The organism is Tateyamaria sp. 7Alg 36 (assembly GCF_059882455.1).
Genome location: NZ_CM187613.1, coordinates 1,498,987 through 1,524,602, shown reverse-complemented (window position 1 = coordinate 1,524,602; position 25,616 = coordinate 1,498,987). Strand labels below are relative to the sequence as shown.

Annotated in this window: 25 protein-coding genes; 20 read left to right on the top strand and 5 right to left on the bottom strand. The window is 61.5% G+C overall.

The window, feature by feature from the left end:
• Positions 1 to 12 precede the first annotated feature (12 nt).
• The 13 genes from AC6GQJ_RS07385 (at position 13) to ribD (ending at position 14,308) form a co-directional block, all read left to right on the top strand.
• Positions 13 to 1,443, top strand: a complete 1,431-nt coding sequence (locus tag AC6GQJ_RS07385) for a Glu/Leu/Phe/Val family dehydrogenase (protein WP_500773281.1) — start codon at positions 13 to 15, stop codon at positions 1,441 to 1,443.
• 303 nt (positions 1,444 to 1,746) lie between these two features.
• Positions 1,747 to 3,000 (top strand): sarcosine oxidase subunit beta family protein, encoded by a 1,254-nt coding sequence (locus AC6GQJ_RS07380; RefSeq protein WP_500773279.1) that lies wholly within the window; start codon positions 1,747 to 1,749, stop codon positions 2,998 to 3,000.
• Positions 3,001 to 3,074: 74 nt separating this feature from the next.
• Entirely contained in the window at positions 3,075 to 3,338 is a 264-nt protein-coding gene (locus tag AC6GQJ_RS07375) for a sarcosine oxidase subunit delta (RefSeq protein ID WP_500773277.1), read from the top strand.
• On the top strand, positions 3,335 to 6,268 hold the full coding sequence (locus tag AC6GQJ_RS07370; protein ID WP_500773275.1) for a sarcosine oxidase subunit alpha family protein: 2,934 nt from the start codon (positions 3,335 to 3,337) through the stop codon (positions 6,266 to 6,268). Before AC6GQJ_RS07375 ends, AC6GQJ_RS07370 begins: the two co-directional genes overlap by 4 nt.
• A complete protein-coding gene (locus tag AC6GQJ_RS07365; protein ID WP_500773273.1) occupies positions 6,261 to 6,806 on the top strand; it encodes a sarcosine oxidase subunit gamma in 546 nt (181 codons plus the stop codon). Before AC6GQJ_RS07370 ends, AC6GQJ_RS07365 begins: the two co-directional genes overlap by 8 nt.
• A 40-nt stretch (positions 6,807 to 6,846) precedes the next feature.
• The gene (locus AC6GQJ_RS07360; protein ID WP_500773271.1) at positions 6,847 to 7,146 is read left to right on the top strand and encodes a hypothetical protein; all 300 of its coding nucleotides are present in this window, start codon (positions 6,847 to 6,849) and stop codon (positions 7,144 to 7,146) included.
• A 51-nt stretch (positions 7,147 to 7,197) separates the two neighbouring features.
• Positions 7,198 to 9,171 (top strand): DNA primase, encoded by a 1,974-nt coding sequence (gene dnaG / locus AC6GQJ_RS07355; RefSeq protein WP_500773269.1) that lies wholly within the window; start codon positions 7,198 to 7,200, stop codon positions 9,169 to 9,171.
• A gap of 129 nt (positions 9,172 to 9,300) precedes the next feature.
• Positions 9,301 to 11,286 (top strand): RNA polymerase sigma factor RpoD, encoded by a 1,986-nt coding sequence (gene rpoD / locus AC6GQJ_RS07350; RefSeq protein WP_500773268.1) that lies wholly within the window; start codon positions 9,301 to 9,303, stop codon positions 11,284 to 11,286.
• 109 nt (positions 11,287 to 11,395) lie between these two features.
• A complete protein-coding gene (locus tag AC6GQJ_RS07345) occupies positions 11,396 to 11,680 on the top strand; it encodes an HlyU family transcriptional regulator (protein WP_500773266.1) in 285 nt (94 codons plus the stop codon).
• 3 nt (positions 11,681 to 11,683) lie between these two features.
• On the top strand, positions 11,684 to 12,091 hold the full coding sequence (locus AC6GQJ_RS07340; RefSeq protein WP_500773264.1) for a secondary thiamine-phosphate synthase enzyme YjbQ: 408 nt from the start codon (positions 11,684 to 11,686) through the stop codon (positions 12,089 to 12,091).
• A gap of 68 nt (positions 12,092 to 12,159) precedes the next feature.
• Positions 12,160 to 12,588 (top strand): hypothetical protein, encoded by a 429-nt coding sequence (locus tag AC6GQJ_RS07335; protein ID WP_500773262.1) that lies wholly within the window; start codon positions 12,160 to 12,162, stop codon positions 12,586 to 12,588.
• Between the two features lie 152 nt (positions 12,589 to 12,740).
• On the top strand, positions 12,741 to 13,211 hold the full coding sequence (nrdR, locus tag AC6GQJ_RS07330) for a transcriptional regulator NrdR (protein ID WP_500773260.1): 471 nt from the start codon (positions 12,741 to 12,743) through the stop codon (positions 13,209 to 13,211).
• Positions 13,212 to 13,213: 2 nt separating this feature from the next.
• Entirely contained in the window at positions 13,214 to 14,308 is a 1,095-nt protein-coding gene (ribD, locus tag AC6GQJ_RS07325) for a bifunctional diaminohydroxyphosphoribosylaminopyrimidine deaminase/5-amino-6-(5-phosphoribosylamino)uracil reductase RibD (protein WP_500773258.1), read from the top strand.
• On the opposite strand, the gene AC6GQJ_RS07320 is transcribed toward ribD, so the two are convergent.
• The 3 genes from AC6GQJ_RS07320 to AC6GQJ_RS07310 form a co-directional block, all read right to left on the bottom strand.
• Positions 14,305 to 16,326, bottom strand: a complete 2,022-nt coding sequence (locus AC6GQJ_RS07320) for a capsule polysaccharide biogenesis protein (RefSeq protein ID WP_500773256.1) — start codon at positions 16,324 to 16,326, stop codon at positions 14,305 to 14,307. The genes ribD and AC6GQJ_RS07320 overlap by 4 nt on opposite strands.
• 20 nt (positions 16,327 to 16,346) lie before the next feature.
• Positions 16,347 to 17,483 carry a polysaccharide biosynthesis/export family protein gene (locus AC6GQJ_RS07315; RefSeq protein ID WP_500773253.1) on the bottom strand — a complete coding sequence of 379 codons (1,137 nt, stop codon included), beginning with the start codon at positions 17,481 to 17,483 and terminating at the stop codon, positions 16,347 to 16,349.
• A 145-nt stretch (positions 17,484 to 17,628) separates the two neighbouring features.
• Positions 17,629 to 18,921, bottom strand: a complete 1,293-nt coding sequence (locus tag AC6GQJ_RS07310; RefSeq protein WP_500773251.1) for a capsule polysaccharide biogenesis protein — start codon at positions 18,919 to 18,921, stop codon at positions 17,629 to 17,631.
• 152 nt (positions 18,922 to 19,073) lie between these two features.
• Between AC6GQJ_RS07310 and AC6GQJ_RS07305 the strand changes: the two genes are divergently transcribed.
• The 7 genes from AC6GQJ_RS07305 (at position 19,074) to AC6GQJ_RS07275 (ending at position 24,568) form a co-directional block, all read left to right on the top strand.
• Positions 19,074 to 19,661 carry a riboflavin synthase gene (locus AC6GQJ_RS07305; protein ID WP_500773249.1) on the top strand — a complete coding sequence of 196 codons (588 nt, stop codon included), beginning with the start codon at positions 19,074 to 19,076 and terminating at the stop codon, positions 19,659 to 19,661.
• Positions 19,662 to 19,859: 198 nt separating this feature from the next.
• Entirely contained in the window at positions 19,860 to 20,978 is a 1,119-nt protein-coding gene (ribB, locus tag AC6GQJ_RS07300; RefSeq protein WP_500773247.1) for a 3,4-dihydroxy-2-butanone-4-phosphate synthase, read from the top strand.
• 3 nt (positions 20,979 to 20,981) lie between these two features.
• Entirely contained in the window at positions 20,982 to 21,527 is a 546-nt protein-coding gene (locus AC6GQJ_RS07295; protein WP_500773244.1) for a 6,7-dimethyl-8-ribityllumazine synthase, read from the top strand.
• Positions 21,524 to 21,991, top strand: coding sequence for a transcription antitermination factor NusB (gene nusB / locus AC6GQJ_RS07290; RefSeq protein ID WP_500773242.1), 468 nt, complete (start codon positions 21,524 to 21,526; stop codon positions 21,989 to 21,991). The genes AC6GQJ_RS07295 and nusB overlap by 4 nt, the downstream gene beginning before the upstream one ends.
• A gap of 305 nt (positions 21,992 to 22,296) precedes the next feature.
• Positions 22,297 to 22,593, top strand: a complete 297-nt coding sequence (locus AC6GQJ_RS07285) for a hypothetical protein (RefSeq protein ID WP_500773240.1) — start codon at positions 22,297 to 22,299, stop codon at positions 22,591 to 22,593.
• A complete protein-coding gene (locus AC6GQJ_RS07280) occupies positions 22,590 to 23,273 on the top strand; it encodes a hypothetical protein (protein ID WP_500773238.1) in 684 nt (227 codons plus the stop codon). The genes AC6GQJ_RS07285 and AC6GQJ_RS07280 overlap by 4 nt, the downstream gene beginning before the upstream one ends.
• Positions 23,270 to 24,568, top strand: coding sequence for a T6SS phospholipase effector Tle1-like catalytic domain-containing protein (locus AC6GQJ_RS07275; protein WP_500773236.1), 1,299 nt, complete (start codon positions 23,270 to 23,272; stop codon positions 24,566 to 24,568). Before AC6GQJ_RS07280 ends, AC6GQJ_RS07275 begins: the two co-directional genes overlap by 4 nt.
• Here AC6GQJ_RS07275 and AC6GQJ_RS07270 read toward each other — a convergent pair.
• Positions 24,565 to 25,080, bottom strand: a complete 516-nt coding sequence (locus AC6GQJ_RS07270) for a DUF4123 domain-containing protein (protein WP_500773234.1) — start codon at positions 25,078 to 25,080, stop codon at positions 24,565 to 24,567. The genes AC6GQJ_RS07275 and AC6GQJ_RS07270 overlap by 4 nt on opposite strands.
• A complete protein-coding gene (locus tag AC6GQJ_RS07265) occupies positions 25,056 to 25,448 on the bottom strand; it encodes a PAAR domain-containing protein (protein ID WP_500773233.1) in 393 nt (130 codons plus the stop codon). Before AC6GQJ_RS07265 ends, AC6GQJ_RS07270 begins: the two co-directional genes overlap by 25 nt.
• Positions 25,449 to 25,616 lie beyond the last annotated feature (168 nt).

Here is a 25,616-nt window from a genome sequence, read left to right as displayed (position 1 = left end):
AGGAGCCCCCGCATGAATACCCCGAACGAGCCGAGCTTTCGCGAAAGCGTGGACATTATGTTTAACCGCGCGGTTGCGCTGATGGACCTGACACCGGGGCTGGAAGAAAAGATACGTGTCTGCAATGCGACCTACACGGTGCGCTTTGGCGTGCGGCTGCGCGGACAGATCCAGACATTCACCGGTTACAGGTCCGTGCATTCCGAACATATGGAACCGGTCAAGGGCGGCATCCGCTATTCCCTTGGGGTGAACCAGAACGAGGTCGAAGCGCTTGCGGCCCTGATGACCTATAAATGCGCGCTGGTCGAAGCACCCTTTGGCGGATCGAAGGGCGGTCTGTGCATCGACCCGCGCCAATATGACGAACACGAGCTGGAACTGATCACGCGCCGTTTTGCATACGAGTTGATCAAACGTGACATGATCAACCCCGCGCAAAACGTTCCCGCCCCCGATATGGGCACCGGCGAGCGCGAGATGGCGTGGATCGCGGACCAGTACAAGCGGATGAACACCACCGACATCAACGGGACCGCCTGTGTAACGGGTAAGCCAACCAATGCAGGTGGCATACAGGGCCGTACGGAGGCGACGGGCCGTGGTGTGCAATATGCGCTTCAGGAATTCTTCCGCGACAGCGAGGGCCTGCGCAAAGCAGGTATGTCCGGCACCCTTGATGGCAAATCGGTCGTCGTGCAAGGGCTTGGCAATGTGGGCTATCACGCCGCCAAGTTCCTCAGCGAGGAAGACGGTTGCAAAATCGTGGGGATCATCGAACATGACGGCGCGCTGGTCGATGCCAAAGGGCTGGACGTCGAGGCGATCCGCAACTGGATTATGCGCCATGGTGGCGTCGCCGATTACCCGAGCGCCACGCATATCGAAGATGGCGCGACGGTACTGGAAACCGAATGTGACATCCTGATTCCGGCCGCCCTTGAGGGGGTGATCAACCTTGGCAATGCGGAGCGGATCAAAGCGCCCCTGATCATCGAGGCGGCCAACGGCCCCGTTACGGCGGGCGCGGACGAGGTGTTGCGCGGCAAAGGCACAGTGATCATTCCCGATATGTATGCCAACGCGGGCGGCGTGACCGTGTCCTATTTTGAGTGGGTCAAGAACCTGAGCCACATCCGCTTTGGCCGGATGCAGCGCCGTCAGGAAGAAGCGCGCCACCAGTTGATCATCGACGAGTTGGAACGCCTTAGCAGCGATACCGGCATCGGGTGGGAGCTGAGCCCGAACTTCAAACAGAAATACCTGCGCGGTGCTGGCGAGTTGGAGCTTGTCCGCTCGGGCCTCGATGACACGATGCGCACCGCCTATCAGTCGATGGCGTCAGTCTGGCACGAGCGGGGCGACGTGGATGACCTGCGCACGGCGGCCTATCTGGTTGCGATCAGCAAGGTCGCGGACAGTTATCGCGCCAAGGGGCTGTAGGTGCCTGTGGCCGCCCTTCGAGAATTGAGGCGCTGGCGCGCCACGTGATGTTTTGCCCCTGGCTCCGGCAGGGGCGTTTTTCGCTCCGCGGGGGATTTTTTTGAACAGAGAAGCAGGGGCCGTTGAGCTCTGCGAGAGGCATTTTGCCTTGCGGGTCGGGATTGCCTGCCTGCCTTAAACGGTGGCGCGATGGTCGTTGGCGTGCTGCGTGATGTCGAAAAGACGGCAGGGATCGCTGGCGTGGCTTGATACATCTGGCGGGATGATGATGGTATAGACCTTGTCGGAGCGCGGGAGATCACGATGCGGTTTTCAGGACTGAAGGTTCTTGCCGAGGGGCTGACGGGTAACAAGGGCTGGGGGCCGCACTGGCGCAGCCCTGCGCCCAAGTCCGAATATGACATTGTACTGATCGGGGGCGGCGGGCATGGCCTTGCGACCGCGCATTATCTTGCCAAGGAGCATGGTCTGACCAATGTGGCTGTCCTCGAAAAAGGGTATCTTGGTGGTGGGAATGTGGGGCGCAATACGACAATCGTGCGCGCCAACTATATGTTGCCGGGAAATTCCGAGTTCTATTCCCATTCGCTGAAGCTGTGGGAGGGGCTGGAAGAGGATCTTAACTACAACGTCATGCATTCGCAGCGGGGTATCATCAATCTGGTGCATTCGGACGGGCAGCGGGATGCGTTCGTGCGCCGTGGCAACATGATGGTCGGGCAGGGCGATGATGCCGAGATGCTGGACCCTGCCGGCGTGCGCAAGCTGTTGCCGATGATTGATTTTGAACAGACGCGGTTTCCGGTGTTTGGCGGTCTTTATCACCGCCGTGGCGGGACGGCGCGCCATGATGCGGTTGCGTGGGGCTTTGCGCGGTCGGCCAGTGATCGTGGCGTGGATCTGATCCAGCAATGCGAAGTCACTGGCATTGATGTCGAAAATGGTGCGGTGAAAGGGGTGCAAACCACCCGCGGGCCGATCCGTGCCAAGGTTGTCGGAATGGTCGCGGCGGGGCGCTCCGGTCAGGTGGCGGCGATGGCGGGCATGCGCCTGCCGATTGAGAGCCATGTGTTGCAGGCCTTTGTGACCGAGGGGTTGAAGCCCTGTCTGGATCATGTGGTGACCTACGGGATGGGGCATTTCTATATCAGCCAGTCGGATAAGGGCGGCCTCGTCTTTGGCGGGGATCTGGATATGTATGCCAGCTATGCCGCGCGCGGGAACCTGCCTTTGGTCGAGCATGTGGCCGAGGCGGCGATGACCCTGATGCCGCAGATCGGCAAGGCGCGGATGTTGCGCAGTTGGGGCGGGATCATGGATATGACGCCGGACGGGTCGTTCATCATGGATCGCACCGATATTGACGGTTTGTTTGTGAATGCGGGCTGGTGCTATGGCGGGTTCAAGGCGACGCCTGCGTCGGGGCATTGCTTTGCCCATCTGCTGGCCACTGGCAGGCCGCACCCTACCACCGTGCATCATCGGTTGGACCGGTTCCGCACCGGTTTCGGGCTAATGGACGAGGAGGCCACAGGTGCACAGCACAATCTGCATTAAAGGGTGGAGATGATGGATTTGCATATTTCCGGAACAATGATGCAGGGCGGTTGTGCCTTGCGGGGAGGGCGTTGATGCGAATGCCATGTCCGATCTGTGGTGCGCGGGATCTACGCGAGTTCTATTATCAGGGGGCGGCGGTTATGCTGGAGCGTCCGGCACCGGATGCCGGTGCGGCGGCGTGGGATGCGTATTTGCATTTGCGCGACAATCCGGCGGGCGATCATGCCGAGTTGTGGAGTCATGAGGCGGGCTGTGGCGCGTGGTTGAAAGTGGTGCGCAATACGCTGACCCATGAGGTGAGATCGGCGGCATTGGTGTCGGAGGCGGCGCAATGAGGGTGAGCGGGAAGGGCTTGATCGACCGGTCCGCGCCGGTGTCTTTCCGGTTTGATGGAACCACCTATCGCGGATTTGCGGGGGATACTGTCGCCTCTGCCCTATTGGCGAATGATGTGCGCATGGTGGCGCGGTCCTTCAAGTACCATCGCCCGCGCGGGGTTTTGACGGCGGGGTCGGAGGAGCCCAACGCGCTGGTCACGGTATATCGTGGGGGCGAGCAGGATCCCAATGTGCGCGCCACGGTACAGGAAGTTTATGACGGGCTGGAGGTGCGCAGCCAGAACAGGTGGCCCACCCTCGGGTGCGATCTGATGGCAGTGAACGATCTGGCGGCTCCGTTTCTGGGGGCTGGGTTCTATTACAAGACGTTCATGTGGCCGCGTGCATTTTGGGAACGGCTGTACGAACCTGTGATCCGCCGTGCCGCCGGTCTGGGGGCGTTGGGGACGCGCATGGATGCGCAACCTTACGAGAAGGCATTTGCGTTTTGTGATCTGCTGGTGATCGGGGCGGGACCTGCGGGATTGATGGCGGCGCTGGTGGCTGCGCAGTCGGGCGCGCAGGTCATTCTGGCGGATGAGGACAGCTTGCTCGGCGGGCGGTTGAATGCCGAGAGCTTGTCGGTGGACGGGATCGCAGGCGCGGAGTGGGCGGCGCAGGTGGTGGCGCAATTGTCGACCATGGACAATGTCCGCCTGATGCCGCGCACCACGGTGACGGGGGCCTATGACGGCGGCACCTATGGCGCGCTGGAACGGGTGGCGCAGCATTGCGGTGATCTGCCCGAAGGCGGTGTCAGGGAAACCTTCTGGCGCATTGTCGCGAAACGCGCGGTGCTGTCGGCGGGCGCGATCGAGCGGCATATCGCATTCCAGAACAACGACCGTCCGGGTGTGATGGCGGCAGGTGCCGTGCGCGCCTATCTCAACCGCTGGGGTGTCTCACCAGGACAGGCCGTCACGGTCTTTGCCAATAATGACGGGGCACATCAGACGGCACTTGATATGATCGAGGCGGGTGTGCATGTGGCCGCGGTGATCGACAGCCGCGCCGAGGCGAGGGCGCAGGGCGATTATCGTGTGATCGCGGGCGGTGTGGTGTCGAACTCGACGGGTCGCACGGGGTTGGATGCGATCACGGTGCGCACCGCCAGCGGAGAAGAAAAGATTGCAACCGACTGCCTTGCTGTTTCGGGCGGCTGGAACCCTACGGTGCATCTGACCTGTCACATGAACGGGCGGCCTAAATGGAATGCGGGCATCGCGAGCTTTGTCCCCACGGCGGGTGCCGTTCCGGGGTTGGAGGCGGCGGGGGCTTGCAATGGCCTGTTCGCCACGCAGGACTGTTTGGCCGATGGCGCGCGTGCGGCGCGTGTGAGTCTTAAGGCGATGGGTATGACAGTCGCGGACGTCGAGATGCCAGTGGCTGAGGATACACCTTACAACCTGACGCCCTTGTGGGCTGTGGCGGGCAAGGGGCGTGCATGGCTGGATTTCCAGAATGATGTGAGCGTGAAGGATATCAAGCAGGCTGCGGCGGAGAACTTTACCTCGGTCGAGCATATGAAACGCTATACCACGCAAGGGATGGCGACCGATCAGGGGAAATCATCAAATGTGACGGCCCTTGCGGTGCTGGCCGATGCGACGGGGCGTGGCATTCCCGAAACCGGCACGACGACCTTTCGCCCACCTTATACACCCGTGGCGCTGGCGGCCTTGGGTGCGGGCGCGCAGGGCAGCGGATTTGCCCCCGAGCGCAAGACGACAAGCCACACGGCCTCGGTCGGCATGGGCGCGCCGATGATCGCGGCGGGGCTGTGGTATCGCCCCTCGTACTTCCCGCTACATAACGAGAAATACTGGCGGCAATCCTGCGACCGCGAGGTCGGGTATGTGCGCAATGCGGTCGGGGTCTGCGATGTGTCGACGCTGGGCAAGATCGACATTCAGGGGCCGGATGCGGCGCAGTTGCTCGACTTTGTCTACACCAACCTGTTTTCCACGCTGGCCGTGGGGCGCGTGCGCTATGGGCTGATGCTGCGCGAGGACGGGCATGTCATGGATGACGGCACCACGGCGCGGCTGGGGCAGAACCACTATGTGATGACCACGACCACCGCCGCCGCTGGACAAGTGATGCGCCATCTGGAGTTTGTGACGCAGGCGCTGCACCCTGAATGGGACGTGCGCCTGATGTCGGTGACAGAGCAGTGGGCGCAATTCGCCGTTGCGGGGCCGCAGGCGCGGGAGTTGCTGAACGGTGTGTTGGATGAGCGGATCGACGATACCGCGTGGCCCTTCATGGCCTGCGGGCACGTGGCCGTGCAGGGGGTGGATGCCCGCCTGTTCCGCATCTCGTTTTCGGGCGAACATGCCTATGAGATCGCCGTGCCGTCGCGCTATGGCGATGCGCTGTTTCGGGTGCTGGTCGCACGGGCCGAAGCCTTGGGCGGCGGTGCCTACGGGATGGAGGCATTGAACGTCTTGCGCCTTGAAAAAGGGTTCATCACCCATGCGGAAATCCACGGACGTGTCACGGCGCAGGATATCGGCATGGACCGTATGCTGTCGCGCAAGAAAGATTTCATCGGCAAGACCGTGGCCCACCGTCCCGGCCTGATGGCCGAGGGCCGCGAGCAGTTGGTGGGGCTGAAACCTGTGGGGCCGGTCAAGCAACTGACGGCAGGCGCGCATATTTACAGTTCGGGCGCGGAACCGGTGCGCGCGCACGATCAGGGCTATATCACCTCGGCAGCGTTTTCACCGACTGTTAGGCATTTTCTGGCGCTGGCCTTTGTGCGCGACGGGCTGTCGCGGCATGGCGAAGTGCTGACCATGGTTGATCATCTGCGCGGTCTGCAAACGCAGGTGGAACTGTGTGATCCTGTTGTCTTTGATCCCGAAGGGGGGCGTGCCCGTGGCTGATTTGATTGCGAAAACCCCGCTGGACGGGGCTGCGCCGCGCACGATCGGCACCGTGACGATGGCCGAGGTGGATCTTGGCACGCTGACCTCCATCGCGCCGTATAAGGGGCAGGGCGACGCCGCCCGCGCCGCCTTCGAGATCGCGCAAGGTATGAATTGGCCCACGCCCCTGCGCGCTACTGCGCAGGCAGGCGCGCGCGCTTTCTGGTTTGGCCGCGAGGTGGTGATGCTGGCAGGCCCCGCGCCAGATCCTGTTCTGGCCGAACATGCGGCGCTGACTGATCAAAGCGATGCGTGGGCCTGTGTGCAACTGTCCGGCGCGGATGTCGAGGCAGTGCTGGCGCGCATTGTGCCGGTGGACGTGTCATTGACCGCCTTTCCCGAAGGACACAGTGCGCGCACCATGATCCAGCATATGAACGGATCAATGACGCGGATCGGAGCGGATGCGTTGCTTGTGCTTGTCTTTCGGTCCATGGCGGGCACGTTGGTTCACGATTTGGAAAGGGCCATGGCAAGCGTCGCCGCACGCGGATAAAACAACGCGGATGATTCTTGTTCATATACCGGAGCTTGCCATGACCCGTTTTGCCTTGATCCTGTCCGCCGTTGCCCTCGCGACACCCGCCGTGGCGCAGGACAAAAAGACCGACTGCGGCTATCAGGCGCAAGTCGTGGCCGCCGTTCAGGCCGCCCGTCAGGACCGCGTTGCCGAACGCGACGTGCAGGAACACATCCTTGCCCAATCGCCTGCATGGCCTGAGAAATACAACAACGCCATTCCGCTGGTTGCCCCGTGGATCTACGAACAAAAGCGCAAGGTGATCCGCGAGGAAGACCTGAGTGCCGCATGGAACGAGCTTTGCCTCCAGCAATAACGCGGGCGGTTTGCTCTCGACTCTGGCCCTGCGCATCCCAATATTAGCGCCATGAGCCTACCCCACGGATTTCTGGACGAATTGCGCTCCCGACTGTCGCTTGCACAGGTTGTCGGGCGCAAAGTTATGTGGGATGCGCGCAAGTCCAATCAGGGCAAGGGCGACATGTGGGCGCCATGCCCGTTCCATCACGAAAAAACGGCCAGTTTTCACGTCGATGACCAAAAGGGCTTCTATTACTGTTTCGGGTGCCACGCCAAAGGCGACGCGATCGGGTTTGTCTGCGAAACAGAAAACGTGAGTTTTATGGAGGCGGTCGAGATTCTAGCCGCTGAGGCGGGGATGCCGATGCCCGCCCGTGATCCGCGTGCGCAGGAAAAAACCGACCGTCGCACACGTTTGGCCGAGGTGATGGAACTGGCCGTTCAGCATTTCCGCCTACAACTCAAGACGGCACAGGCCACGCAGGCGCGGGATTATCTGTCGCGGCGCGGTCTGGATGTAGCGGCACAGGGCCGCTGGGAAATCGGTTTTGCGCCGGATGCGTGGCAGGGGCTTTGGGATGCTCTCAAGGCCAAGGGGGTCGAGGATGACTTGATCCTTGGCGCCGGACTGGCCAAGCCGAGCCAGAAGGGCGGCAAACCCTATGATACGTTCCGCGGGCGCATCATGTTCCCGATCCGCGATGCGCGCGGGCGCTGCACTGCTTTTGGCGGGCGCGCGATGGATCCAAATGACAACGCGAAATACCTGAACTCGCCCGAAACGGAATTGTTCGACAAGGGGCGCAGCCTGTACAACCACGGGCCTGCACGGACGGCGGCGGGCAAGGGCCAGCCCCTGATCGTGGCCGAAGGGTACATGGACGTGATCGCGCTGTCCGAACACGGGTTCGGCGCGGCTGTGGCACCGTTGGGTACGGCGATCACGGAAAACCAGTTGGCTTTGCTGTGGCGGATCGCGAATGAGCCTGTGATCGCGCTTGATGGTGACACTGCCGGTCTGCGCGCTGCCATGCGGCTGATCGACATTGCGCTCCCTGCGCTTGAGGCCGGTAAATCGCTGCGTTTCGCGCTAATGCCCGAGGGGCAGGATCCCGACGATCTGCTCAAGGCGCACGGGGCGGGGGCGCTGCAAAAGCTGTTGGATGACGCGATGCCCATGGTGCGCCTGCTGTGGCAACGCGAGACTGAGGGCAAGGTTTTCGACAGTCCCGAACGCAAGGCGGCGCTGGACAAAAGCCTGCGCGAGAAGATCAAGCTGATCAAGGATCCGTCAATCCGCGCCCATTATGGGCAAGAGATCAAGGAACTCCGCTGGGAGCTATTCCGCAACAAACGCCCGTCGACCCCGCGCATGGGCGGCGGACAGCGCAGCCCTCAACGTGGCGGCGCACGCGGATGGCAGGCTCCGCCGGTGCCGATGCCCACCACGAAATCCTCGGCCCTTGTGGCAGGGGGGGAACAGATCGCGGTGCATCTGCGTGAATCCGTCATTCTGGCCGTGCTGGTAAACACGCCGGAAGTGGCCGAAGAATTCGAAAGCGGGCTGGAAGGGCTGGTCTGTGAAGACCAAGATCACCGCGAGGTGCGAGACCTGATTCTTCGCCATGCGCACGCAGGAAAGGACGCGTTGCGCGAAAAGATTTTCGACGCACTTGGCCCCGAGGCCCTTGATAACCTGATGGGTTCGCGCCATGTGGCATTGGTACCTTGCATCCGCACACCCGGCGACGTTGATATGGCCCGCATGACCGTGGCCGAAGAACTCGCAAAACTCAGCGCGGCCAAGGGACTGGACGCAGAGATCGCCGACGCCATGCAAGACTTGGAAGGCGTCGCCGACGAGGGAGTGACGTGGCGATTGGGACAGGCCGCAGCCGCAGCCAACGATGCCACACGCACCGGACAAGAGGACAACGCAGAATACGACACAGGCGCCAACGGCGCCCGAATCAGCCGCAGTGAACGGAACGCGTTTGCAACGCTGATGGATCAGATAAGGTTCTCCAAACCAAAGCAGTGATGCGTTTTGGCCGCGATTCCTTAGGAAAATGACGCTAATAGGGTGGCCGAATCACCCAGACCACGAAATGATTCTTTTACGCGAATCAGTTAACCGATTCGCTTTTGAGCCCCGATAAAGGAGCCCAGCATGGCCGCGAAAGACACGAACGAAGACGCCAAGACGGAAGACCAGGACAACGGGCATTCGCTCGATATGAGCCAGGCCGCCGTCAAGAAGATGATCGGCGAGGCCCGCGAAAAGGGCTATATTACCTATGACCAGCTGAACACGGTTCTGCCGCCCGATCAGGTCAGCTCCGAACAGATCGAAGACGTGATGTCGATGCTGTCGGAAATGGGCATTAACATTATCGAGGACGAAGAGGCCGAAGAGGAAGAGCAAAAAGGCTCGACCGATGTGACCACGACCGAAGGCACTCGCGATCTGACGCTGGGTTCTACAGGTCAGGAAAAACTCGACCGGACGGACGACCCTGTGCGCATGTACCTGCGCGAAATGGGCAGCGTCGAACTGCTGAGCCGCGAGGGCGAGATCGCCATCGCCAAGCGGATCGAAGCCGGTCGCAACACCATGATTGCAGGGCTGTGCGAAAGCCCGCTGACCTTTCAGGCGATCACCATCTGGCGCGACGAACTTCTGACCGAAGAAATTCTGCTGCGCGATGTGATCGACCTTGAGGCGACATTCGGCAACCAGATGGGCGAAGAGGGCGAAGGCGTTTCCGAACCTGTTGTCGGGGCGGCCGCCACGTCGGACACGAAATCCGACAACGGCCCCGAACTGGACGCCGACGGTAACCCGATTGCCAAAGACGATGACGACGACGAGGACGAACAGGCCAACATGTCGCTTGCCGCGATGGAGGCCGCGCTGAAGCCACAGGTGCTTGAGGCGCTCGACATCATCGCCAACGACTACGCCATGCTGTCGGAAATGCAGGACAGCCGGATTTCCGCGACCCTGAACGAGGATGACTCTTTCTCTAAAGGGGACGAGGAAACCTATCAGAAGCTGCGCGCTGAAATCGTGTTGCTGGTGAACGAACTGCACCTGCACAACAACCGTATCGAAGCGCTGATTGACCAGCTCTATGGCATCAACCGCCGTATCATGCAGATCGACTCCGCCATCGTGAAACTGGCCGATCAGGCCCGCATCAACCGCAAGGAGTTCGTGGATTCCTATCGTGGCCGCGAACTCGATCCCGGCTGGCTGGAAGAAATGGGCGAAAAGTCCGGTCGTGGCTGGCAGATGTTCATCGAACGCTCGGCAGACAAGGTCGAAGAGTTGCGCAGCGACATGGCGCAGGTCGGCCAGTATGTCGGTCTGGATATCTCTGAATTCCGCCGCATCGTGCAGCAGGTCCAGAAGGGCGAGAAAGAAGCCCGTCAGGCGAAAAAGGAAATGGTCGAAGCCAACCTGCGCCTCGTCATCTCGATCGCCAAGAAATACACCAACCGGGGCCTGCAATTCCTTGACCTGATCCAAGAGGGCAACATCGGCCTGATGAAGGCCGTGGATAAGTTCGAATACCGCCGCGGTTACAAGTTCAGCACCTATGCGACGTGGTGGATCCGTCAGGCGATCACGCGGTCCATCGCTGATCAGGCGCGCACCATCCGTATCCCTGTGCACATGATCGAAACGATCAACAAACTGGTCCGCACAGGTCGCCAGATGCTGCACGAGATCGGTCGCGAGCCGACGCCGGAAGAACTGGCCGAAAAGCTGCAAATGCCGCTGGAAAAAGTGCGCAAGGTGATGAAAATCGCCAAAGAGCCGATCAGCCTCGAAACCCCCATCGGGGACGAGGAAGACAGCCAACTGGGCGATTTCATCGAGGACAAGAATGCCGTGCTGCCGCTGGACAGCGCCATTCAGGAAAACCTCAAGGAAACCACAACCCGCGTGCTGGCATCACTAACGCCGCGTGAGGAACGCGTGCTGCGTATGCGTTTTGGGATCGGCATGAACACCGATCACACACTCGAAGAAGTGGGCCAACAGTTCAGCGTGACCCGCGAACGTATCCGCCAGATCGAGGCGAAGGCGCTGCGCAAGCTCAAGCACCCGAGCCGGAGCCGCAAGCTGCGCTCCTTCCTCGACCAGTAAGAATTGAGAGAGCCTGTGCGGACCACGCGCAGGCTCTTTTTCATTTCCGCCGCTGCACGACCCGCGCCAGCGCCAACCTACCCACTGTTCCGATCCAATGAGGCCCTTTATGTCCTTCCTGAAAAAGCTGTTCGGCAGCGCCCCGACGCCGCCGCAGGACATGCCGAGCGAAGAGTACAAAGGGTTCAGCATCACCCCGACACCGCAGCAGGATGGCAATCAGTTCCGTCTATGCGCACGGATCGAGAAAGCGATCGACGGCGAGGTGAAAACCCACACCCTGATCCGCGCCGACACAATGGCAGACCGTGAAGAGGTCGCCGCCATCTCGCTGCAAAAGGCCAAGCAGGTGATCGACGAACAAGGCGACAAACTGTTCCGCACCCGTGGCTAGCCCATGAAGCAGACCTGCTTTTCCATCCAGACCCGTGGCCCCGGCCTGTACGAATTCACCCGCGATGTTGCGGCGTGGGCCTCTGGCAGCGGTCTGCTGACACTGTTTGTGCAGCACACATCTTGTTCGCTGCTTATTCAGGAAAACGCCGACCCCGAGGTGCAGACCGACCTTGCCGCCTTCTTCGCGCGCCTTGTGCCGCCGACCACCGATCCGTCGATGTCCTATCTGACCCATACCTATGAGGGGCCGGATGATATGCCCGCGCATATCAAGGCATCATTGTTGCCGGTCAGCTTGCAAATTCCCGTCACATCGGGGCGACTTGCCCTTGGCACGTGGCAGGGGATTTACCTGTTCGAACACCGCGACGCGCCAAAGACACGGCAGGTTGTCGCGCATCTGGCCTAAGAACGCGCAAAGTTTATTTCGCATCCCGCGTGCGGGGCGTTACCTGTATGGCGAACAGGAGAAACCTCATGACTTTTCGCATCCTGCCGTTGATCGCGGCCCTGAGCATGGCGTTGCCCACTTCGGTGCTGGCGCAACGTGCGTTTTACAAACAAACCTTCGAACTGCCCGTGCGGGCCATCGACGCCAACACGTTCGAAGTGGTCGAGGCCGATGGCGCTGGGGGCGCGCAAATCTGGTGCGCGGCGGGCAAGTTCACGCGGGACGAACTGGGCCAGCGCGGTGGCGATCTGACCGTAGTGCAAGCCCGCGGCCCTTCGGAGGTGTTTGCTGGACGCAAAAGCGTCATCTTTTCGACCGCGCAGGTGGCCGATCCGGTAACGTCCTATTCGGCCAGCATCCGCAAACCGGGGCTGAGCTTTTCCATGGCCCATGCCTATGCAATGTGCAAATCGCACCCCGATTATGCGATCAAATACCGTCTGGTAACGCCCTGACCCCGCTAGGCACCCGTTTTGCGTCTAGATAACGATACCGCCTATCTAGGGGTGTCATTTCTGCACTACCCAAAACCTAGTCGAGCCCCTATAGTTTCGTGTAAATGGGGGTAAACCCCACTACAGGCGGGATTTTCAGAGGGGGATGGGCGATGCGCTGTCCGTTTTGCGGGAATATAGACACTCAGGTCAAAGACAGTCGGCCAGCCGAGGATCATGTTTCGATCAGGCGGCGGCGGTTCTGTCCGGCTTGTGGCGGTCGGTTCACCACGTATGAACGGGTGCAATTGCGTGATCTCGTCGTCGTTAAGACCAACGGCAAACGCGAAGACTTTGATCGGGACAAGCTGGAGCGGTCGATCCGCATTTCCATGCAGAAACGCCCCATCGACCCCGAGCGTATCGACCAGATGATTTCCGGCATAGTGCGCCGACTTGAGTCCATGGGCGAGACGGACATCCCGTCCAAGACCATCGGCGAGATCGTGATGGAAGCGCTGCATCGGATCGACACGGTTGCCTATGTGCGCTTTGCTAGCGTGTACAAGAATTTCCAAGCGGCCGATGACTTCGATAAGTTCGTGCAGGAACTGCGGCCCGGCGCGTCCCCTGACGACGATTAAGCGTGGCTTCTGACACCCGTTACATGCGCCTTGCCCTGAGTTTGGGCAGGCGCGGACAGGGCAGTGCCGCGCCCAATCCTGCCGTGGGCTGTGTGATCGTGTACGACGACCGGATCATCGGGCGGGGCTGGACGCAGCCGGGCGGTCGCCCCCATGCCGAAACCGTGGCGCTTGCGCAGGCGGGCGCTCTGACACGCGGCGCGACGGCCTATGTCACCTTGGAACCCTGTGCCCATCACGGACAAACCCCGCCCTGCGCCGATGCGCTGGTCAAGGCGGGCATTGCCCGTGTGGTTGTCGCCGCCCAAGACCCCGATGCCCGTGTCGACGGCGCAGGGCTGAAGCGGCTACGCGATGCGGGGATCGAGGTTACGTTGGACGTATGCCGCGCCGAGGCGCAGGCGGACCTTGCTGGTTTTTTCCTGAACGTCGAACAGGGGCGTCCGCTGGTCACGTTGAAACTCGCGGGCAGCTTTGATGGCCGGATCGCGACCGGATCGGGCGAAAGCCAGTGGATCACAGGGCCGGATGCGCGTCGCCACGTACATGGAATGCGCGCGCGCCATGATGCGGTGATGGTCGGCGGCGGCACGGCGCGGCAGGACGATCCGTCCCTGACCGTGCGCGACCTCGGCATCGACAGGCAGCCCGCGCGCATTGTGATTTCGCGCCGTCTTGACCTGCCCCTGTTGGGTACGCTGGCGCGCACGGCCAAGGATGTGCCGGTTATCATCTGCCACGGGCGCGACGCCGATCCGATGCTTCAGGACACATGGCGCGACCTTGGCGCGACGCTGTTGACCTGCGCAGCGCGGGGCAGCCAGCTTGACCCGCGTGACGTGCTGCAACGCCTTGGTGCGCACGGGCTGACGCGGGTGTTCTGCGAAGGCGGCAGCGCCTTGGCCGCCGCCTTGATCGAAGCGGATCTGGTAGACCGGCTGGTTGGCTATACTGCGGGACTGGCCATCGGGGCCGAGGGTCTGCCGAATATCGGCGCGCTAGGTGTCGGCAAACTGGCCGAGGCGGCGCGGTTCGATCTGGCCTCGGTCGAGCGGATCGGCGCAGACATCTGCCACATCTGGCAGCGCGCCCTTTAGCGCCACAAATGGGCGCGGCTGGCCAGCAATCCTTGCAGCTTTGACAATGTGCGGTTGCCCCATCCGGGGTGCGGGACATCCCCGCTCGCAAGCCGTTCGACCACCACTTCGACGGGGCAGGGCAGGCCGGTTTTTGGATCGAAATAGCGCGGATAGTCGATCAGCGTCGCATGGACCAATCCCAGAAGGGAAATATCCTCGCGCCGTCGCGGCGGCACGTCCCCGCGATCATCGCTAAGCCCCCAACCCGCATAGAACGGGGCCCCTGTGGTGACCACGTGGACACCGCGCAACAGCGCCTCGAACCCAGCAAGCGAGGTCATCGTCCACAAGGTATCGACCGATTTGATCAGCGCGGTAATGTCGCTGCGGGTGGCGATCACGTCCGCGATGTCGCTGGCGTCAAAGGCGCCGCTGCGCAATCCGGCCTCGACGTCGGGATGGGGTTTGTAGATCAGCGTGGCGTCGGGATGCGCGGCGCGTGCGGCTTCCAAGAGCGCAAGGTTGGTTTTGATGCTGCTGGCACCGGTGAGGATCGACGCATCGTCCTCGACTTGCCCAACCACCAGAACACGCGGGCCGTCCGGCAGGTCCGGCAGCGTACCCACCAGATTGTACTTGCTGACGTCGGCGCGGGTCAGGGCAGTGATCAACGCCTCGGCCCGCAGCGCCTGATCGGGGCGCAAGTTGCGGCGGGACTGGATCAGCGCCTCCAGACGGCTGGGGCGGGACGGGTCGTAGTAGATGCCAAGGTCGTCCGTCACCAGTGACAGCGGCGGCACCAGTTCCGCCCCCAACCCGCGTGAGCGCAGGAAACCGTCCTCGACCCGCACGGCCATTTCATGCCCGACCTCTGCCTTGCCTGCCCAGACCATCCACGGCTTGCCGGTGGCACGGGCACGGGCAGGGTCATCTTCGAACACCATCGCCTTGTGACGGCCAAAGACCTTTTGCAGCGGCTTGCGCTTCCACATCCGCATCCCGCTTGCGACCCAGCCGCGATGATCGGCGCGCCACGCACGAGTGTCAGCAGCCAGCGTCTCAATCGCCGTTTCCACGCTGCACAGCCTGTCGCGAAACGGGTCGTACCACTTGGGGTACAGCATCATTGCGCCTGCAAATAACTGCGCGCGGGTCAGTTTGCGTTGGCGACGCTGGACGGGGAACTCATCGGAGCTGAGGCCCCAACCGGCATAGAAAGGCTGGCCGAAAACGCGGGGTTTATGCCCCGCGAGGATGGCCTCGAACCCCATGCCCGAAGACACGGTATAGACCGCAATCGCACCCTCCATCAGGGTCCAAGGGCTGACCGCCTGTTCGAACAGTTCGACGCGGTCATTGCAGTCGGCAGCGGTGAAATAGCCTTGCCGGAACCCCTGCGCGGTTTCGGGGTGGGTCTTGATGATAATGCGCGCGGCGGGGTGTTCCTCTTGCGCGACGAACAGCATTTCCAGAAACCTGTTACGGTCCGCGCCGGAGGCCCAAACTGATGCGTCCCCGCGTGTCTGGTCAATAACCAGCACATAGCCGGGATCGGGGACGGGGGCGTCGACCTCGAATGCGGTGTATTTGGTCAGGTGCGCCTCAACCATGCGGGCCATGGCACCGCGCGCGCGGTTCAGAAGGGCGGTGTCATCCAAGGGATGGTTGGCAAGGATATCCTCAAGCTCGCTCGGGCGGGTGGGATCGAAATGCGCGCCTTTGCGGTCAAGCAGCAGACCCAGAGGCGCGCCCCCCGCCGTGCCCGCCCGTCCGGGGAAGAGCGAGCGCAGGAAGGCATCCTCGACCCGCAGCACTGGCACTTTGCGCCGTTCGGCCACGGCCCGCCCGCGATGGGCGGTAGGCGAATTGCCCCAGATGCCCACCAGATCATCCGCCTGCGGCAGTCCAAGGGAAATGCGGTAGCCCGACAGCGCCAGAATGCGCCGCACACGGGTTTGGGTTAGGAAACCACCGTTGTAAACGTAAAGCCGCCGGTCCTTTTCAGGTCCGGCGGCATGATTGGGCAGGGAGGTCACGAGGTCTGCCCTTTTGTGGTTTAGTCGCTGCCTGACAAGCTGCTCAGCGAGCTGACCGATCCGGCCGCGCCTGTCAGGGCAGAGATGATCTTGATAAACTGTGTATATGGCGCTTCGGTCACATAGATTGTGTCGCCATCGCGGATCACGAAATCGCGGGCCTGAAACATGCCGTTGGGCTGTGTGAGGTCCAGCACATAGACCAGACGCTGCGCACCGCGCAGATCGTCACGGCCCAGTACCACATTGGCGACTTCGGACGGTTCGTTGCGGAACACGAAGATGCCGGTGGGGTCGGCTGTGGCCGATTGCAGGCCGCCGACTTGGGCAATCGCCTCAAGCGCGCTCAGGTTCTGGGATTCGAACGGCACGCGGGCCTGACCGCCAGTTGCGCCAAGGGCAGTGAAGGCACGTGTGTCTTCCTCGACCAGAATGCGGTCGCCGCCGCGCAGGGCGATATCAAGCTCGGGGTGTTCGTAGAGGTCTTGGAACCAGATGCGTCCGCGCATGGAGCCGCGAATAACGGTCACTTGGGCGATTTCCGGCACAATGGTCACACCGCCAGCACGGGCCAGCATGGTGGACAGGGTACGGGTTGGGCGTTCGATGGGATAGACGCCCTGACCGCCAACCGATCCGGTCAGCGACACGGTCGATCCGTCACCGGCCACGCGGCGCACCTGCACCTGTGGATCGGGCGTTTGTTCTTCGAGTTTTGTTGTGATGATGCGGCGGATGGCCTCGGGCGTGTTGCCCGCGGCGCGGATGCGGCCCGCATATGGCACAAAGATAAAGCCGGCACCGTCGACTTGCACTTCTTCGAGGATGGTGGAGTTCAAGCCCTCACCCGACAAAAGGCCGTCATCGACGTTTTCCCAGATCGTCAGGCCCAGAACATCGCCGGGGCGGATCGTATCGGACCCGACAACACCAGCGTTGATAAATTCCTGACTGAAGCCAAGCGCGGGCGTCACGGCGGTGGCGCGTGTCACGCGGTCATTGACCGACACGATGAACGCGTCGCCCTCTTTTTGAACCGAGCCTGCAAAGATTTCGCGTTTATTCGGACCGACTTGGGGCAAGCCACATGACGAAAGCGTAGCGATAAGGGCCAATAGCGCGCCTGTGCGCGCCCAGCGGAATGACTGGAAGATCACTGCTCGGTCTCCTCGACCTGTTTTTCTGCCTCGTGATGCGGGTTTGCCCACACCGATTATTCTGATCGCACCGGTTTTCCGACGCTGATTTGCATGCAAGTTACCGCACCCGCCCGACAAAATCTAGCCATAGGGGTTGTGTGTGTTAGGTGACGAGCCGCAACTGTTGCCTTGGGGCCGCGGTGCCAGAGGCCAGCGCGTCATAGGGATCTTCCTCGGCCAGCATCATATCCACGACCTGCCGCAGCAGCTGCCGCCGCCCGCGTGCGGAATAAAAACCGCCCGGCAACTGGCTGGTTTCCAGCAAATAGCGGCGGTAATCCTTGTAGGCCTTATTGTCGGGGCGGCTGGCACCGGCAAAGAATTCGGCGATGGGCTGGTCGCTGACAAATTCTGGTTTGGCAAAGACCGCGCGCCCGAACACCTTGAGCGGAATTCCGCGCCAGAGAACCTGTTGGGCGGCGGTGGAGTTCACTGTCACGGCGCTGCGCGCATCGTTGAGAAGCTGCGCCAGCTTGCCGCCGCGCACGTAGTGCACGCGTCCTTCAAGGCCCAATTCGCGCATCAACGTGCGGATGGTGCGCCGGATCGGGGCGCGCCCGTCTTCCAGCGGATGCGCCTTGATGACCAGATGGTGGTGCCCGGGCGCGCCGGTGGCAAAGCCGCGGATCACCGGTTCGAGGAATTCGGTCATGGAAGAGAAGGGCGAATGCTCCTGAAAGCTGCTGTCATGTTCAAGCTGCAACAGGGCGATGTGGTAGGGAAAACCGCCGTGTCGGATGCGGAACGTGGCCTGAAACCGGTCAATCGTGTGCACCGGCATCAGCAACAGCCGTTTGAGGTACAGCTTGAATTCGTTCACGACGGTCATGGCGCGGTGTGGTTGGAAGTTCCGGTAATCGCCGTTCCGGAACATCACGAACCAGTGGTACAGCGCGCCGTAGAACACGTGCTGGCGCATGTCGCCCCAATGGCCGGGGGGCAGGGGGGCTTCCATATCCGACAGGGCAAGCGCCTCTTGCATCTCGGTCACGCTCATCTCCATCAGGCGGGAGTTGCCATTGGTGCCGCCGCGCTCGTAGGTCACCCAATAGGGGCGCATATACCCTTCCTCGAACACATGTACGGTGATCCCGCGGCGCTTGGCCTCGGCCACGGCGCTGGCGTGGATGGGACGGACATCACCGTAAAGCACGATGTCGGTGACGCCTTTTTCCTCGACCAGTGCGGTGAATGTGTCGGCCCAATCCTCGGCCTTGCCGCGATAGGGGATGAAGCTGCGCGGATGGAACCAGAAGGCACGGTCGCCCGCGTTGAAGCCAACCCGCCAGACGGTCGCGCCCGCACGGCGCAACATCGCGCCGAGGCGGTTGAAAAACGGCCCGTGCGGTCCCTGAAGGAACAAAAAGACCCGTTTGTCTGGCGTCTGAAGTGTCATCTGACCTCGGATATGTGGCATGGATTTCCAAAAGATAAACAGATGATTGGGGCGACAGTATGGCCCGCGAATGGTGATTTCACAACGCCCGAGGGCCTTGCCAGTGGGCCCTGTCGCCGCTACCTGACAAGGGCAAAACGAAAGGCGCACGCATGTTCACTGGCATTATCACGGATATCGGCACTTTGATCGACCTCAAGCAGGAGGGCGATCTGCGGGCGCGCATCAAGACGGGCTACGACACATCCGGTATCGACATGGGCGCGTCCATCGCCTCGGACGGGGTGTGCCTGACGGTCGTGGACCTTGGCGCGGACTGGTATGACGTACAGATCAGCGCGGAAACCGTGTCAAAAACCAACCTTGCCGCATGGCAGGTGGGCAAGCGCGTGAACCTTGAGCGTGCCCTGCGCGTCGGGGACGAGTTGGGCGGGCATATTGTGTCGGGCCATGTGGACGGCGTGGCCGAGGTCGTGTCGGTCGAGGATGAGGGCGATAGCACCCGCGTGCGTCTGCGCGCGCCAGCCGATCTGGCACGCTTTATCGCGCCGAAAGGGTCGGTTGCACTGAACGGCACGTCACTGACGGTAAATGAGGTCGAGGGTAATGAGTTCGGCATCAACTTTATCCCCCACACCAAAGAGGTGACCACATGGGGCGATGTGCAGGTGGGCGACCGCATCAACCTCGAAATTGACACGCTGGCGCGCTATGTCGCGCGGCTCGCCGAAGCGGGCTGATCCAGCGGACAGCCCGGCGGCCTGACGACATGATTGCCGCGTGTTACGTTGGTTGGTGCATCAGGCTGTCGTGGCGCGTGCCGCCTATCGGCCCTCCGGGGGGGATTTTTAGAACAGAGAAGCCGCGCCGTCGCGTTCTGCTGGCATCAAGGCAGACCTTGGGATATGCCGCGAAATAACGGTTGCCAGAGGTGAAGCATGAGTTTTGAAACCCCCGGACAGGTTGAGGCGGAACTTGCCAATGCCATTTCTCCGATTGAAGAGATTATCGAGGATGCCCGTCAGGGCCGCATGTTCATTCTGGTTGATCACGAGGATCGCGAGAATGAAGGCGATCTGGTGATTCCGGCGAGCTTTGCCACGCCCGAGGCGGTGAATTTTATGGCCACCCACGGGCGCGGTTTGATCTGTGTCACGCTGACGGCGGAACGTGTTGCGGCCCTCGGCCTGCCGATGATGGCGATGCACAATTCGAGCCGTCACGAGACCGCCTTTACCGTGTCGGTCGAGGCGCGCGAGGGGGTGGAAACGGGGATTTCTGCGGCGGATCGTGCGTTGACGATTGCCACGTTGATTGATCCGAAGTCGAGCCCGTCCGATCTGGCCACACCGGGCCATGTGTTTCCGGTACGCGCCCGCGAGGGTGGCGTGCTGGTGCGGGCCGGTCATACTGAGGCGGGGTGCGACGTGTCGCGTCTGGCGGGGCATGACCCAAGCGCGATGATCTGCGAGATCATGAACGAGGACGGCACCATGGCGCGGCTGCCTGATCTGGTGGAGTATGCCAAGACGCATAACCTCAAGATCGGGACGATCAGCGATTTGATCGCCTATCGCCGTCGCTACGACAATCTGGTGGTCGAGACCGACAGCCGCATGGTGATGTCCCAGCATGGCGGCGAGTGGCACATGCGTATTTTCACCGACCAGACCCACGGGATCGAGCATGTGACCCTTTCCAAGGGCGATCTGACAAGCGATGAACCGGTTCTCGTGCGCACGCACGCACTCGCCGAGGTGACAGATATCCTTGGGCTGAGCGACAAGCCGGTGGGCGAACTGCCCCGCGCGATGGAGATCATTGCCGAAGAGGGGCGCGGGGTCGTGTGTCTGTTCCGCGAGCCGCGCAAGGAGCTGTTCGCGCAGGAAGAGGCAGGACCGCGCATTGTGAAGAACACCGGTCTAGGCGCGCAGATGCTGAGCAATATGGGCCTGACCCGTTTGATCTTGCTGACCGATAGTCCGCGCACCACCTATATGGGCATTGATGCTTACGGGTTGGAAATCGTCGGTACCCGTCCGATTTTGGGAGATTGAGACATGGCGTCTATTGAACATCACGTGCTGGAGCGCCCGAGCTTTGACCGCCCTGTAAAAGTGTTGATCGTGGTATCGCCTTACTACAAAGCGATTGCCGACAATATGCTGGCGGGCGCAAAGGCCGAGATCGAAGCCGCCGGCGCCACGTGGGACGTGGTCGAAATGCCCGGAGCGCTGGAAATTCCCACGGCCATCGGCATTTCGGAACGGATGTCGAACTTTGACGGCTATGTCGCGCTTGGCTGTGTGATCCGTGGCGAGACAACCCATTACGAGACCGTCTGCAACGACAGCAGCCGTGCGCTGCAACTGCTGGGTCTGCAGGGGCTGTGCATCGGAAACGGTATCCTTACGGTCGAGAATATCGCTCAAGCCGAGGTGCGCGCCGACCCCGAGGGGCAAAACAAAGGTGGCGGAGCGGCCGCTGCGGCCTTGCACCTGATCGCACTCGCCCGTAAGTGGGGCCGCCAGAGCAAGGGCGTCGGCTTCAAACCTGCGACCGACGAATATCAACTGGCTGGCAACACGAGGTCCACGACCACATGACCCTTTCGGGCAATCAGAAACGCAAGATGCGCTCCGCCGCGCGGCTTTATGCTGTGCAGGCGCTGTTCCAGATGGAGCAGACATCGCAGACCGTCGACCAGATCAAGGTCGAGTTCATGGACCACCGGTTCGGCGCGACCTATGACGGCGACGAGATGACCGAGGGCGATAGTGTTCACTTCGCCAAGGTGATGGATGACGCCGTGAACTATCAGGCGATCATCGACCAGATCACCGACCGTGCCTTGGTCGCCAAGTGGCCCATTGCGCGCATCGACCCGACCATTCGCGCCCTGTTCCGCGCAGCGGGGGCCGAATTGCGCGACACGAACACGCCGCCCAAAGTCGTGATCACCGAATATGTCGATGTGGCGCGCGCGTTTTTCCCCGAAGGGAAAGAACCAAGCTTTGTGAATGCGGTGCTTGACCATATGGCCCGCGAGGCGCGTCCCGAGGCGTTCTGAGCCACGCAGTTTTAGGAGCTGTCGCGCGCGGGATGTCGTGCGCGACCTGCCTTTTCCTTGTGCCCGATGCGGCGGTACGCCCTTCCATCATATCTGTCACATAACTGCGTTCCGCTAGACACTTGTTCTGGCGGGCAGGTTTGGGCCATGATGCTCGCAACAGCTTGGCCTAATGGCGCGCGCCTGTTGCGCATTGCAGGTCAGGCGCATGCGGGCTGATGCCCGTGTGATGTTGAGGAGGGGCGGCGATACTTCAGTTTTCGACCGAACAGATGGCCCTGTTTCACAGGACCAAACTGGACAAGGTGTGCCGTGATATTGCGCAGGATCTTACCGAATACCGCGCCGCCGGCGTTGACGATGCCGCCTTTGAGGCGTGGGTGCGCCGCCGCGTGGTCGCCTATTCTAGGAAGGCTGATGTCGTGCAAAAGCGCCATATCCACCTGCTGTGTTTCTGGGAAGCGAGCCTTGGCCCTGACGGGTTTGCCGACTTACGCGCCAACGGGTTGGAGGACACGCTGCGATCCGAGCTGAAAGAGGTGGAAAAGATGCGGCAGGCCATGAAGGTATTTCGCCGTTTCCTCGGGACGGATGCGGCATGAGGGGCCTTATCGGTTTCGCACTGTTGACCGCGCTGGCGGGCACGGCCGTTGCCATGGGCAGCGATCCTGAAAAACTGCGCCTGAATTACGAGGCCGAGGCCTATCGCGCTTGGCCGGTCATGTTCGGATTTACGGTCAACGGGGCCTCGAACGGTGCGCCGCAATCTGTGCGTTGCTGTACCGGCAAACAGGGCGTCCCCGGCAGTGGCAACGGCGCGGGTATCACCATTTTGTACGAAGGGGACCGGCCCGACCTGAGCCTTGATGTGCTGTGGTTCGAAGTGCACAGCGCGCGCGCCTATCGCGCGAACCTGACCTTTTCACCGGATGAGATCAAAGGTTGGAATGGTAACAGCGTCTATGTGACGTTTTCCTTCCTGCCCAATGGCGGGCTGGAACTGTATGCGGACGGACCGGAAGTGGCGGCAACGCGCACGCCCAAGGATGTGACCCTGCGCGATGGCGCGGATCTGGGTGCGATGTTGACCGCGCCAAGTCTGGGGCGTGCGCATACACGGGCGGATTATGTCGTGCTGCGACAGGTCTGTGGCACGGTGGAACCCGATCCGCCCGCGCCGTTCACATCGGCAGAGGCCGCCTTTGCCGCGCCTGTGTTGGAGCAGATCGAGCAGGACAAGGCGCTGCCACTGCCCGCCCCCCAATGCAAAGGTGCGCCATGAGCGAGTCCGACGCCGCCCTTCTGGAACGCAGCGAAGCGATTGCCGCAGACAGTTCTGCGGAGGGGCGTTCGTCGGTTGATGCGACGGCGCAATCCTGTCCTGACACGGCGGTGACGGTCGGGCTGTTCTTTGACGGGACATGGAACAACGCTCACAACGTGACCGACTTTCGCGACGAAGACGGGTCCGCCTTTGACGACGCGAGCTATGCCGGTTCCTATACCAATGTGCGTCGCCTGTGGGATTTGCATTTCGACAACGCCGAAAACGTGGACAGCGATTGTGGCCACCCGTCGGTCGCTTATGAAAAACAGTACATCGAAGGGATCGGCACCATCGCGGGGCAGGGCGATACCACCTATGGCGGTGCGGCGGCGGGCGGTGCATCCGGTATCGCGGCGCAATTAGATAAGGGCGCAGAAGCGCTGCGCCAAGCGGTAGCGCCATATGGGCGGTTTGACGATCTGCGCGAACTGACGGTCAATTGCTTTGGTTTTTCACGCGGTGCGGCGGCAGCGCGGGTGTTCTGCAACATGCTGGCCGACAGCGGCATTCCCAACCTCAAGATCGGGTTTCTGGGCCTGTTCGACACAGTCGGTTCGGTCGGCATTCCGGGCAATAACGTCCAGCGCGAACTGGGCGACGAACTGGCGGGCATGTATTGCAGCACCGTGGGGCAGTTCAACCCGTTTTGTCTGTTCCGCGCGGAAGGCCCGGTCTATGACCTGAACATCAAGTCCACGACCGCCGAACAGGTATTCCAGATCGTGGCCGGTGACGAATTCCGCGTGTTTTACCCGTCGTCCAGCGTGCTGCCCAGCCACGCCAAGGAAGTCTGGATGCCGGGGGCGCACGGGGATATCGGCGGGGCCGAGGCGGATGGCGTGGTCACGGAAGTCTATACCTCTCGCCCTGCGTTTCTGGACCGGCGCGGATGGTTTGACGAAGCGATCCGCGAGATCAGGATCGAAGGACGCGGCAACCGGCCCGACCATTATAACTACATCAAACACGTCCAGCCCAATATCGGCACCGCCAGCCTTCACGCGATGCACTATCACGCACGGGTCGGCCAAGTCCCGCTGCGCCCGATCGCAGAACAAAGTCTCGTCTATGCCAAGGAAATGTCATCGGTTCTGTCCAACGCGGCAGGGGTGATGAAAGCGGGGGCATCGGTGCCCAGCAACCTCGCTCGGGAAATCCGCGCGCGCTATGTGCATAAGAGCTTTAGCGGGATGACCGCAAACACGCGGATGCTGTTCACCGAACGGCGTGTCTATCCCAATCAGGGTTAACCGGCCGGAGAGGCAGGCACGGGATCATCGGGCGGATGGATGTCGAGGGTTTGCTTGGTCTCTTTGTCCTCGACCGTGAATTTCGCGATCCCTTTGAAAAAGGCGGTCGCCTGATCCTCGTCCACGATGTTGCGCATGAAATCCAGAAACACGACCGTGTCGAAATAGCGGAAGACATAGGTCTTGTCCGACCCTTCGACCTTGGAGTGATTGAACTTTTTGAAGTGGCGCAACAGCGTGGCAAAATCCTGATCCGAGTGGAACGTATAGCCCCAGTCCTTCCAACGCCCGTGTTTGTGCCACATCTTCAACACTTCGGGTGCGCGTTCGAGGTCAACCAGCCATGGACCCACCGCCAGCACATCGGCAAAGCCCTGTCGCCCCAACAGCGGCTCGCCCTTGGGCGCGTCATATCCGATCACCATGCTGCGCACGGGCACAGCGGTAGCAAGGTTAAGAATTCCGTAAAGCGCCATCTGCGGGTCGGTCAGACGCTGCTGCAAACTTCGCACAGGGGCGCGTTCGACCCTTGTGCTGCCAGAAGGGCCGCCGCCTGACGCGACATGCCCCCGACGGGTCCATGGGCGGGCGGGACGGGGCCGCCGCCCTTGTCGCCCACCAGCACGGTGGGAAAGCCCGAGACGACCTTGCCGCCATGGGCCAGACTTTCGGTGATGCGTGACGCAGGCGATTTGCCGATCAACACCGTCATCGACCCGCTGACCAACGCGTTGGGGATCGGGCCGCACATGGCGATGTCGGTGATCCGTGATGCGGGCATGCTGCCGACCAGTACGGTGGGGAACCCTGTCACGATGGCGCCACCGCCATGGATCGGACAAGCGTGGGTGTCGGAAATGCGGGCGGAAGGGAACCTCAAGACATACTCGCTACGGCTGATTTCCCGAAAACCGTAGCATTCCGTTTTACATCGCAAAAGTAGCAATGCACACAAGCGGCCGACATGGCACTAAAACGCAACTTTTGCTTCTGCGGCCTTGCATGCATGACGGTGGTGGAGCGCATAGAAGGTTTTTGTATCTCTCTG

Coding starts and splice junctions, on each gene's coding strand:
- AC6GQJ_RS07385 (WP_500773281.1), top strand. CDS start 13: ATGAATACCCCGAACGAGCCGAGCTTTCGCGAAAGCGTGGACATTATG.
- AC6GQJ_RS07380 (WP_500773279.1), top strand. CDS start 1,747: ATGCGGTTTTCAGGACTGAAGGTTCTTGCCGAGGGGCTGACGGGTAAC.
- AC6GQJ_RS07375 (WP_500773277.1), top strand. CDS start 3,075: ATGCGAATGCCATGTCCGATCTGTGGTGCGCGGGATCTACGCGAGTTC.
- AC6GQJ_RS07370 (WP_500773275.1), top strand. CDS start 3,335: ATGAGGGTGAGCGGGAAGGGCTTGATCGACCGGTCCGCGCCGGTGTCT.
- AC6GQJ_RS07360 (WP_500773271.1), top strand. CDS start 6,847: ATGACCCGTTTTGCCTTGATCCTGTCCGCCGTTGCCCTCGCGACACCC.
- dnaG (WP_500773269.1), top strand. CDS start 7,198: ATGAGCCTACCCCACGGATTTCTGGACGAATTGCGCTCCCGACTGTCG.
- rpoD (WP_500773268.1), top strand. CDS start 9,301: ATGGCCGCGAAAGACACGAACGAAGACGCCAAGACGGAAGACCAGGAC.
- AC6GQJ_RS07345 (WP_500773266.1), top strand. CDS start 11,396: ATGTCCTTCCTGAAAAAGCTGTTCGGCAGCGCCCCGACGCCGCCGCAG.
- AC6GQJ_RS07340 (WP_500773264.1), top strand. CDS start 11,684: ATGAAGCAGACCTGCTTTTCCATCCAGACCCGTGGCCCCGGCCTGTAC.
- AC6GQJ_RS07335 (WP_500773262.1), top strand. CDS start 12,160: ATGACTTTTCGCATCCTGCCGTTGATCGCGGCCCTGAGCATGGCGTTG.
- nrdR (WP_500773260.1), top strand. CDS start 12,741: ATGCGCTGTCCGTTTTGCGGGAATATAGACACTCAGGTCAAAGACAGT.
- AC6GQJ_RS07310 (WP_500773251.1), bottom strand. CDS start 18,921: ATGACACTTCAGACGCCAGACAAACGGGTCTTTTTGTTCCTTCAGGGA.
- AC6GQJ_RS07305 (WP_500773249.1), top strand. CDS start 19,074: ATGTTCACTGGCATTATCACGGATATCGGCACTTTGATCGACCTCAAG.
- ribB (WP_500773247.1), top strand. CDS start 19,860: ATGAGTTTTGAAACCCCCGGACAGGTTGAGGCGGAACTTGCCAATGCC.
- AC6GQJ_RS07295 (WP_500773244.1), top strand. CDS start 20,982: ATGGCGTCTATTGAACATCACGTGCTGGAGCGCCCGAGCTTTGACCGC.
- nusB (WP_500773242.1), top strand. CDS start 21,524: ATGACCCTTTCGGGCAATCAGAAACGCAAGATGCGCTCCGCCGCGCGG.
- AC6GQJ_RS07280 (WP_500773238.1), top strand. CDS start 22,590: ATGAGGGGCCTTATCGGTTTCGCACTGTTGACCGCGCTGGCGGGCACG.
- AC6GQJ_RS07275 (WP_500773236.1), top strand. CDS start 23,270: ATGAGCGAGTCCGACGCCGCCCTTCTGGAACGCAGCGAAGCGATTGCC.